We start from the raw sequence: 7,969 nt of genomic DNA, 5'->3' as shown, positions 1-7,969 counted from the left end.
GACTGGCAGCGGGACGTGTTGAAGTGGGACGAGTAGCACTCCGGCTAGATTTATGCACCGATTGCGGTGGCCAGAGCGCTGAGCAGCACGGTCATGCCGATGGCGGACAGCCAGCCAAAGAATGCCGAGCCCCATTTGATGCCGCTGAAGCGTTCCTTCTCAGCGGCCACGATCTCGTTCCGGCGTCGCCGGGGGGTGCTGGAGCCGGAGACGTTTCGCTCTGCCAGTCATTTCCTCTCTCGGACCGCCTTCAGGGCCGTGCCCGGGGTGGTTACCCCGGTCACGGCCCTGGAGGTTTGCTGACCCGCGGCGTTCCCGGTCCGGGAGGTTCAGCGGGCGGTTGGTGCCGTCGTCGTCGACGTCGATGTTTTCCTTGCGGACTTCTTCGTTGACGGTGTGTTCCTCGGTGACGGTGTCCTTATCCAGGCGCACCCTTTCGACGGGTACGGTTTCCTTTTCCACGACGGGGCGTTCCTCGTGGAGGGTGACTTCGTGTTCTTCCTCGCTCAGCTCGGGCCCGTCCATGGCGTCGCCGACGTTCGCGTCGTTGATGGGTTCCCGTTCGACCCGGACTTCCTCGCGCTGGACGGGCACGGTGGTGCTGACGTTTTCGGTGGTGATGTATTTACGCAGCCGTGCCCTGCCGGTTGCTTGCCGTTCCGTCCCGACGTTCAGTTGTTCCTCCGAGCGGGTCATCGCGTCATCGGTGGTCGGGCCCGAGGTGTCACGCCCGACCGTGTCTCTGTCCGTCACGTCGCGGTCCGTGTCACGGTAGGTGCCATCCCTGTCGGTGACGTCCCCGGTCCTCGTCGTGGTGTCCGTCGTGGTGCCACTGTAGGCCTGGCCGGTGTTGGTGCGCCCGGTGTCGACGTCGGTGCGGTTGCCGCCGGTGAGGTCGTAGTAGCTGTAGAGGCGGTCTTCTTCCTCGATTTCCAGGTGCCCGTCCGGGTCGATCCTGGGGGCGTCCTTGACCTTGTCTTTGCTGTAGGGGACGACGATGTCGCTGCCCTCGGTCCTGGCGCCTTCGAGCGGAACGAACGATTCGGAGGTCCCGAACAGGCCGGTCTTGACCGTGACCCAGGAAGGTCGTGAGGTGTCGTCGTCGACGTAAACCCCCGGCGCGTCAACGTACCCGGGCATGGGCCGGCGGGCGCCGCCGGGACCTGCGGCGCTTGCGGACCAAGGCCTGCTCGGCGCTTTCCCTGGCCTGCTTTTGCGCTCTTCTTCGGGCCCGGTCCAGACCGCTGAGCATGACAAAACGAACCCCACCCACAAAATGGCGGCCCCCAGAACGACACCCATCAACACCAGAGGCTGCTGCATACCGGACACGTACCCCGCCCTGGAAAGGCTAAGCAGGCAACACGACGCAACCACTCCCGCGTCACGGCACGGTGCCACCTGCAACCCGGCTGCAACGCGGCGCCGGTAACCTGAAGGCACATCAGGAAGGGGGATCCTATGCGGCTGACGGTTACGATCAAGCAAGCAACAGACGGCCGGATCGACCTGCACGTGGAAGAGCTCCCGATACTCGAACTCTACGTAGGACGCGTAGCCGACATCACCGCCGTCGTCGCCGAAGCCGCCGCCGCACTCACCGGACGCCCGAAAGAAGACTTCACAGTCGAAGTTGGCTACTGACCCGCCGTCAGGTGCGCCATTTCCCGGGCAGCCAGACGTTTTACGGGTATTACGTGGCTGTTGGAGGGCCGCTGGTATGACCGGTCCGGCGGACGATGTCTTCTGCGATGACAGAGAGTTTCTGGTTCCGGCCGCAGGAGGCCTTTTTCAGGGTTTCGAAAGCTTCCTCTTGGCTGCAATGGTCCTCGAGCATGATCATGCCGCAGGCCAGATCAATGACGGTCCTGGACTTCATGGCAGCTTTGAGATCGTCGAGGAGCTCCGTCCCGGTGGCGATCTTCACGGCGATCCGCAAAGCCTGACTCACGGCGTCCGTGAGGAAGGTTGTTTCCGCGGTGGTGGCTTGGGTGAAGGTGTTCGGGGTTCCTGAGAGGAACACCAGGACCGCGTGGGCACGCTCACCCACTTCGAGGGGAACAATCAGGGCGCTGGCGTAGCCGGCCAAGGCCAGGGTTTTCCCGTACAGGGGCCAGTGCTCCTCAATAGTGGCGTCATCAAGCCACACCCTGGACCCGAACATACTCGCTTCGATGAGTGGTCCGGTGTCGGCTCCGTGTTCGGATTCGATCAGTTGGAGGGCCATCGGCGTCGTCCCTGAATGCACGGACGGGCGTTTGCGCCTGTGCAGGGAAACCGCGCATTCAACCGGCACACCGGCCTCCCGGCCGGCCACTTCCGCGGCCAGGACAGCGAGTCCGTCCAGGAGCTCCTGAAGGTCATCGCTGCCGACGAGGAGGGTCTGGACCCGTTCAATATCGAGTGCGCGCTGGTGCACGGACATACTTCCAATGTAGAGAGGCAAGGCCTGCTCTTCAATGAGTACCCTGCATGCCGAAGAGCCGTAAACGGCGGGAAGAGCGCCGGCGGAACCACCCGCGTTTGGTTGACGGCGCCAGGCCCGTGCCGCGGGTCAGTCCTCGAACTGGAGCGGGGTGTGGCCTTTCTCGGTGTAGCGGGAGACGATCTCGGCGGCGACGGCATGCAGTTTCTCGTTCCGGCTGCTGGAGGCCTTCTTCAGGATCTCAAACGCTTTCTCGGGTGAGCATTCGCTTTGGGCCATCAGGACACCGCAGGCCATGTCGATGTCTTTGCGGCTGGCCATTGCCGCTTTGAGGTCTTCGTTGAGTCGTTCGACGCTTTCGATCCGGATGGCCAGACGGAGTGTGCTGCCCGCGACGTCCGCGAAGGCCGCCGCTTCGGCGATGACCTCCGCGGTGAACAATCCCGGCTGGGTGGCGAAGAAGTTCAACACCGCCTCGGAGGTCTCTCCCAGCTCCAACGGAACACCCAGGACACTGGCGCACCCCTCAGCGGCCAATACCTTGCTGAACTCGGGCCAGGACACATCCGTTGCCACATCAGCGAGCAGGCGCAGTTCCCCGGCGTTCAGGGCGTCAAGGCAGGGCCCATGCCCCAGGGACTGTTCAATCCGGTCCAACGCGACAGCTTTCTCGCTGCTTCCGGCCACGGTCGCGGTGCGCTTGCGCCGCCGTAGCGTCAACGCGCAGTCAATGGGCGCGCCCGCGGCCTCACTCATGGCCTTGGACGCGAACACCGTCACCCCCTCAAGGATTCCGGTGATATCTGAGCTGCCCGTCACCAGTTCATGAAGGCTCCGGATGTGCTCGGCGTGCTCGGTCGGTTCCATGAGCCCCATCCTATGGACCGGCCCTTGCCCCGTCACTCATTGGTTTACGCCGAAACATTGCCGGACAGATGCCTTGGCCCAGCGAGGGAGCACAAGCTACCTTAAGAAGTAAGGAACCTGATGGTTTCGGGTTCTGCGAGGAGGCACCGACACCATCCGGATAACAGCGATGAATCACTCACTGCAGACAGCCAGGACACTAATCGAACAGCACGAGCTGACCCTTGAACGGCTCTGGGTCCGGTACTGGGGCGAAGGTGGAAGCGCGAGCCTGTACGACCTTGGCCTTTACGTCTACGAGGTGGAAGAAATTCCCTCGTGGGACTTAAGGTTCCTGGCGTGGGCCCTTCATGAAGTTACCGGGAATTCTTCACATGAGTAGGCCCCGTCCGCCTCTGGCGGGAAGGCGACTGCTCGGTCGGGGGCGCCCAAGCGTTCTGATGGCGGTGTCATCGTTGCGACCTTCAGCGACCGGGGAAGCCCGGAACCCTTCGGCGAGCTGTTTCCAACCGCGGTATTGAGTCAAGCTCCGGGCAGGGGCATCCCACCCGGTGGTAGCAGTTGGTCAATAAGGGTTCTTAGCTGGGCGGGGCGGAAGGGCTTTGAAAGGTATCCCGCCCGCGGGTATCCGCTGTTGTCATCAGTGCTGGTGGCGGTTCGGGCGGTGATGACGAGTAGGGGGGCTCCGGAGCGTGTGCGAAGCAAGTGGGTTATCTGCGTGCCGTCCATGTCGGGTAGGCCCAGATCCAGGGTGATCAGGGCAAAGTCCGCCTCTGCTGCGGCGGCCAAGGCTCCCGTGCCGGTTGTTTCGACGCGGACTTCGAATCCTGCTTGGGTCAGAATGTCGCGCAGTAGGTCGCCGATGTCGCGGTCGTCTTCGATGACGAGGCACTTGCCTCGCGGACCCATGGGTCGACCGGCTTCAGGGCAGGATTCCAGGTCCCGGCACCCGGGCTGCGACGCGCGGTGGGGCCAGCCATAGTCCGTCTGCGGCCATCAGCTCCTGCAGCGCCCACGTCAGGACCTGCTGTTCGGCCTCTGGCGGGTCCTGGACCTGAGCCAGGTAAGCCGCAAAATCCGCGCTTAGCGTTTCTCCACCGTTGGACCAGTAGTGGAGCCAGAGTTCGTCAGTGTTGAGGCGGTGGTTGTTCAGGTACTCCTGCGCTGCTTGCCGTGCGCTGTCCATGACTGCCTTCCGTGGTAACCGGCGGCGGCGTCATAGGAACTTCATCTGCCTCCTGATGATTGAAACCTACACCACGTTGGTGTTGAAGCATAGACGCGGCTACGGCAACGACATGCCCGGCGGTATCTTCCACGGCTGGCGGGAAGCGGTTCTGTTTTGGTTTCGGCACCTGAGAAAAGCCTGTTCTGGCAAGCCTTCGTGATACTCAAGAGAGCCTCGAGCCACCGGAATGAAAAGATCCGGGACGTGGCCGCCGAAATTATCAGCCACGTGGCCGGCCGCGTCGAGGACGAAGCCTATTTCGAGGACTGAACACCTGGCCTGGTGTCCTTAGTCGTGCTGGATTTCCTTGAGGGTGATCGCCAACAGCAGGGCATATGAATCGCTGACCGGGTCCAGCCCGGAGAGGAATTCATCGAGATCCTCGACCGTTCCTTCGCCTCCCCGGGCGAAGAGTTCGATCCAGATCCCGGTCAGGTCCAACTCCCCGGCCCGGATCAGGTCCAACGCTTCCGTGCGGATTTGCTCAACTGACATGTCGCGCGCACCCTTCCTGTCGCCAAGAAAGCCGCCGGTTCGCTTGCACCCCCGGGAAGGGGGCATGTTGCAGAATAGGCCCTGGTAATTATCAGTATACTTACTTTTGCGTCGGAGGTATCTACCCGCGTTGGTTCCCGGGAGCCGGGCCCACTTGCTTCGGTGCATATTGAGGCGCATGCTGGGAGCTGGAGTGACCCCGGGGCTGGTTGGCCGGGCCGATCAAGGGGCACCGCATGGACGAGTTCGGCAGCAGGATCCATTACTCGCACATGCTGTTGCAGGAGGGGTTCCGCGGAGCGGTCGTCAATGCCGGAGACGGGCAGACCCGTCACACCTGGCGTTTCGGTCCCGAAGGTTCCATGGAGAGCAGTTCAATCAAAGTGACCATCGTCGCTGATCTAATCGGCATCTCCTGGCTCACAGCCGGGCACGGACCGGAAGGCATGGCCGTCACGGTCGTAGTCGTCGCTCACCGCTCTCAAACCGGCACCCGTGCCGTAGTCACCCAAACCGAAAGTGACGCCTGGCTTCGCGCCCTGCTTGGCCGGCAGTGGAGTGCGCTTGCCTACCGCCTCGTTGAATCCCCCAAGACCGGCGATGGGCCGCCAGAGGCAACGTACCGGCTCTTCCTGAACCGGCAACAACACGCGATCGTGAAACCCGAGGAGGTCATCGGCACCGGCTACCGGCTCATGGATGACCCCCAAGGACCATGACGCACACCGGTGGGGCGTGGATGATCGATCCGTCGGTGCCGTTAGGCGTTGGTACCTCTCAGGGTTACTCCCTGGGCTGCGCTGTCGCGGCGATGTATTGGGCGTAGTTCGCTGATGAGTCGATGGCCTGCCGTTCTATCGTGACGGGGGAGTATCCGAGGGCTTCGGCGATGATGGCAACGGGGGCGACTTTGGTGAGTTCGTGGAGGGTTCCGAGCCTGGCTGCCCGGGTGCTGAAGGCTGTTCTGAGTCGTTCGGTGAGGGTGGCGGCTCGGAGGTGTTTTCCGGGTGAGCCGCCGCGGAAGACCCAGTTGCTGTTGGGGTGCGCGGCGGTCTGATCATGTGTGGGAGTGGCCGCCAACTCTCGCCAGGGTTCATCGAGAGGCCGTGTGAGGGCAATCTCGACGGTTCCGAGGGTGATGGTGACTTCCTCGTCGGTGACCTTGACGTGGTCCCAGGTGAGTTTGACGACGTCGGAGATCTGCTGGCCGAAGACCAGGACGAGGATCGCGGCCGCGCGGTCTCGTGGGCTCATTTCGGTTGTGTGGGTGAGGCCTTGGACAAGGTCTTGTTGTGTGGCTGCGTCGAGTCGGGGGCTGGTGCCGCGGCGGTGGGGTTGCAGCTTCAGTGAGGGGTCGATGAGGTTGGTTTTGGTTGCCCAGTCGAGGAAGCGGGATGCGATGCCTCTGGTGGTGGTGCCTTCTGCTTGCCAGCGGTCCAGGTGTGCCTGCGTCATGGTTGGCAGGCCGGTGTGGTGTTCGGTGAGCCAGTTGAGCAGTTCGATGGCGACCGTGACTGATTGTTTGGCTCTGAGGAAGGTCCCTTGGGTGACTTCGTCCATTTGGTTCATGCGGCGTTGGTGGTGCCAGCGGATGTAGCGGCGGATGACGTCGCGATGGTTCTGGGTCGTGACCCTGTCGAGCGCTTGGCCGGCCCAGCTGGTGAAGCGTGTGCTGAGCTCGTCACGGCGGGGCAGGACGTTGTGTTCGACGAGGAGGCCGCGGACGTATTCGCGGGTTGGCGAGGCGGGCAGTTGGTCGAGGCTGGTGTGGGTGATGTCGGGCGATGCTGCCAGTTGGCGGAGGAAGTCGGTCACGTGGGGTTGCTGGATCCAGGTGAGGCCGCTGTTGGCTCGTTTCATGGATTTCAGCGCTGTCGCGATGGCTTGCAGTTCAGGGGAAGGACCATGCCTTTCCGGGGTGAGGAGCCGGTCGACTGTTGCTGAGAGGACGCATGCCCAGCAGCGGTTTCCTGAGTGGATCTCATCTTCGTTGCCGCAGCCGATGCAGTCGATGTTGAGTTTGACGCCGGAGCATTTGCGGCAGGCCGGGAGCATGTCTACCCGGCCGGGCAGGATACCTTCGTGGCCGCAGGCGCAGGTGCCCCGGGTTCGTTTGGCTTGCTGGTAGCAGTAGCCACAGATTCCGCTGTCGGGCCAGCGGACGACGATTTGGCGGTGTTCTGAGCAGCGTCCGCAGGGTTCGGGCCATTTCGCGGGGTCGCTGGGTTTCCGGGGTCTAGGCATCTTCGTCCGGTGGTAGGATCCTGATCCGGCGTGCGACCGGTGAGCCTGGCTGGATTCCGAGGTCTTCTGGCCGTTTAGGGGCGTTGGCGGTCTTGGCAGCGCGCATCTGCACGTAGGGTTCGAACAGGTCGTTGGGCGTGCATTCGAGGATGTCGCAGAGCGCTGCAAAGGTCTGGGCGGGGATGCGTTCAGGGGTTCCTGTGACGAGCCGGTGGACCTGGGCGTTGGAGAGGTTGATGCCGCGGGCTTTGAGGAGGGGGAGGAGCTCGGTGGTTTTCCAGAGGTTTCGTTGGGCCATCATCTTCCGAAGGTTCCATCGGTAGCCGATCCGTCGCTGTTCAGCCATGGGCCGTTCCCTTCGTCAGTGCCGCTGCCGCGTAGCCGCTGAGCGATCATCTTCTGGACGGTCTTCTGTTTGAAGTCCGCCGACACGGAAGTATAGAGGGCTGTGGTCGATGAGTAGCTGTGACCGACCTGCTGCTGGATAAACAACGGATCGTAGCCGGCCTCGATCAGGTGGGTGACGTAGGAATGCCGCAGGGTGTGCAGGGAAAGCTCGTCCGGCAATCCAGCGGTTTTCCTGATGCGTTGGAAGGCCCGGTCGAAGTTGCGGTAAACAGTGGAACCCGAGCGCTCCGAGGGCCACATGCTGGCTGAACGGTCCGCGGTGGCGAAGCGTTTGCGACCATCGGGGGAGAGCCAGTACTCCA

At 62.9% G+C, this 7,969-nt stretch carries 13 protein-coding genes; 4 read left to right on the top strand and 9 right to left on the bottom strand.

The window, feature by feature from the left end; translation table 11 throughout:
• Positions 1-159: 159 nt before the first annotated feature.
• Complete coding sequence (locus ACSVIE_RS20890) at positions 160-1,140, bottom strand: YsnF/AvaK domain-containing protein (RefSeq protein WP_442425134.1); 981 nt, start codon at positions 1,138-1,140, stop codon at positions 160-162.
• Between the two features lie 321 nt (positions 1,141-1,461).
• On the opposite strand from ACSVIE_RS20890, the gene ACSVIE_RS20885 reads away from it, so the two are divergent.
• Positions 1,462-1,644: a hypothetical protein gene (locus ACSVIE_RS20885; protein ID WP_442425133.1), complete on the top strand. Its 183-nt coding sequence runs from the start codon at positions 1,462-1,464 to the stop codon at positions 1,642-1,644.
• A gap of 49 nt (positions 1,645-1,693) precedes the next feature.
• Here ACSVIE_RS20885 and ACSVIE_RS20880 read toward each other — a convergent pair whose 3' ends face one another.
• Positions 1,694-2,425 (bottom strand): GAF and ANTAR domain-containing protein, encoded by a 732-nt coding sequence (locus tag ACSVIE_RS20880; protein WP_442425132.1) that lies wholly within the window; start codon positions 2,423-2,425, stop codon positions 1,694-1,696.
• Positions 2,426-2,554: 129 nt separating this feature from the next.
• On the bottom strand, positions 2,555-3,292 hold the full coding sequence (locus ACSVIE_RS20875; protein WP_442425131.1) for a GAF and ANTAR domain-containing protein: 738 nt from the start codon (positions 3,290-3,292) through the stop codon (positions 2,555-2,557).
• Between the two features lie 169 nt (positions 3,293-3,461).
• On the opposite strand from ACSVIE_RS20875, the gene ACSVIE_RS20870 reads away from it, so the two are divergent.
• On the top strand, positions 3,462-3,674 hold the full coding sequence (locus ACSVIE_RS20870; protein ID WP_442425130.1) for a hypothetical protein: 213 nt from the start codon (positions 3,462-3,464) through the stop codon (positions 3,672-3,674).
• 140 nt (positions 3,675-3,814) lie between these two features.
• Here ACSVIE_RS20870 and ACSVIE_RS20865 read toward each other — a convergent pair whose 3' ends face one another.
• From ACSVIE_RS20865 to ACSVIE_RS20855, 3 genes are all read right to left on the bottom strand, one after another.
• Positions 3,815-4,201 (bottom strand): response regulator transcription factor, encoded by a 387-nt coding sequence (locus tag ACSVIE_RS20865; protein ID WP_442425129.1) that lies wholly within the window; start codon positions 4,199-4,201, stop codon positions 3,815-3,817.
• 13 nt (positions 4,202-4,214) lie between these two features.
• Complete coding sequence (locus ACSVIE_RS20860; RefSeq protein ID WP_442425128.1) at positions 4,215-4,478, bottom strand: hypothetical protein; 264 nt, start codon at positions 4,476-4,478, stop codon at positions 4,215-4,217.
• 330 nt (positions 4,479-4,808) lie between these two features.
• Positions 4,809-5,015 (bottom strand): hypothetical protein, encoded by a 207-nt coding sequence (locus ACSVIE_RS20855; protein WP_442425127.1) that lies wholly within the window; start codon positions 5,013-5,015, stop codon positions 4,809-4,811.
• A gap of 236 nt (positions 5,016-5,251) precedes the next feature.
• Between ACSVIE_RS20855 and ACSVIE_RS20850 the strand changes: the two genes are divergently transcribed.
• On the top strand, positions 5,252-5,734 hold the full coding sequence (locus ACSVIE_RS20850; protein ID WP_442425126.1) for a hypothetical protein: 483 nt from the start codon (positions 5,252-5,254) through the stop codon (positions 5,732-5,734).
• 64 nt (positions 5,735-5,798) lie between these two features.
• On the opposite strand, the gene ACSVIE_RS20845 is transcribed toward ACSVIE_RS20850, so the two are convergent.
• Positions 5,799-6,875, bottom strand: coding sequence for a tyrosine-type recombinase/integrase (locus ACSVIE_RS20845; RefSeq protein WP_442425125.1), 1,077 nt, complete (start codon positions 6,873-6,875; stop codon positions 5,799-5,801).
• 114 nt (positions 6,876-6,989) lie between these two features.
• On the opposite strand from ACSVIE_RS20845, the gene ACSVIE_RS20840 reads away from it, so the two are divergent.
• Positions 6,990-7,199 (top strand): hypothetical protein, encoded by a 210-nt coding sequence (locus ACSVIE_RS20840; protein WP_442425124.1) that lies wholly within the window; start codon positions 6,990-6,992, stop codon positions 7,197-7,199.
• A 52-nt stretch (positions 7,200-7,251) separates the two neighbouring features.
• On the opposite strand, the gene ACSVIE_RS20835 is transcribed toward ACSVIE_RS20840, so the two are convergent.
• The gene (locus ACSVIE_RS20835; RefSeq protein ID WP_442425123.1) at positions 7,252-7,560 is read right to left on the bottom strand and encodes a helix-turn-helix domain-containing protein; all 309 of its coding nucleotides are present in this window, start codon (positions 7,558-7,560) and stop codon (positions 7,252-7,254) included.
• On the bottom strand, positions 7,557-7,969 hold a 413-nt coding region (locus ACSVIE_RS20830), incomplete at its 5' end, for a tyrosine-type recombinase/integrase (RefSeq protein ID WP_442425122.1). The genes ACSVIE_RS20835 and ACSVIE_RS20830, both read right to left, overlap by 4 nt.

This window comes from Paenarthrobacter sp. NCHU4564 (genome assembly GCF_052156435.1).
GTDB lineage: Bacteria > Actinomycetota > Actinomycetes > Actinomycetales > Micrococcaceae > Arthrobacter.
The sequence above is the reverse complement of the archived record's forward strand: the minus strand, read 5'-3'. Positions and strand labels throughout refer to the sequence as shown.

Bases quoted from the DNA above. Each gene is read 5' to 3' on its own strand.
- ACSVIE_RS20890 (WP_442425134.1), bottom strand. From the start codon at position 1,140: ATGCCCGGGTACGTTGACGCGCCGGGGGTTTACGTCGACGACGACACC.
- ACSVIE_RS20875 (WP_442425131.1), bottom strand. From the start codon at position 3,292: ATGGAACCGACCGAGCACGCCGAGCACATCCGGAGCCTTCATGAACTG.
- ACSVIE_RS20855 (WP_442425127.1), bottom strand. From the start codon at position 5,015: ATGTCAGTTGAGCAAATCCGCACGGAAGCGTTGGACCTGATCCGGGCC.
- ACSVIE_RS20885 (WP_442425133.1), top strand. From the start codon at position 1,462: ATGCGGCTGACGGTTACGATCAAGCAAGCAACAGACGGCCGGATCGAC.
- ACSVIE_RS20865 (WP_442425129.1), bottom strand. From the start codon at position 4,201: ATGGGTCCGCGAGGCAAGTGCCTCGTCATCGAAGACGACCGCGACATC.
- ACSVIE_RS20835 (WP_442425123.1), bottom strand. From the start codon at position 7,560: ATGATGGCCCAACGAAACCTCTGGAAAACCACCGAGCTCCTCCCCCTC.
- ACSVIE_RS20870 (WP_442425130.1), top strand. From the start codon at position 3,462: ATGAATCACTCACTGCAGACAGCCAGGACACTAATCGAACAGCACGAG.
- ACSVIE_RS20850 (WP_442425126.1), top strand. From the start codon at position 5,252: ATGGACGAGTTCGGCAGCAGGATCCATTACTCGCACATGCTGTTGCAG.
- ACSVIE_RS20880 (WP_442425132.1), bottom strand. From the start codon at position 2,425: ATGTCCGTGCACCAGCGCGCACTCGATATTGAACGGGTCCAGACCCTC.
- ACSVIE_RS20845 (WP_442425125.1), bottom strand. From the start codon at position 6,875: ATGAAACGAGCCAACAGCGGCCTCACCTGGATCCAGCAACCCCACGTG.
- ACSVIE_RS20860 (WP_442425128.1), bottom strand. From the start codon at position 4,478: ATGGACAGCGCACGGCAAGCAGCGCAGGAGTACCTGAACAACCACCGC.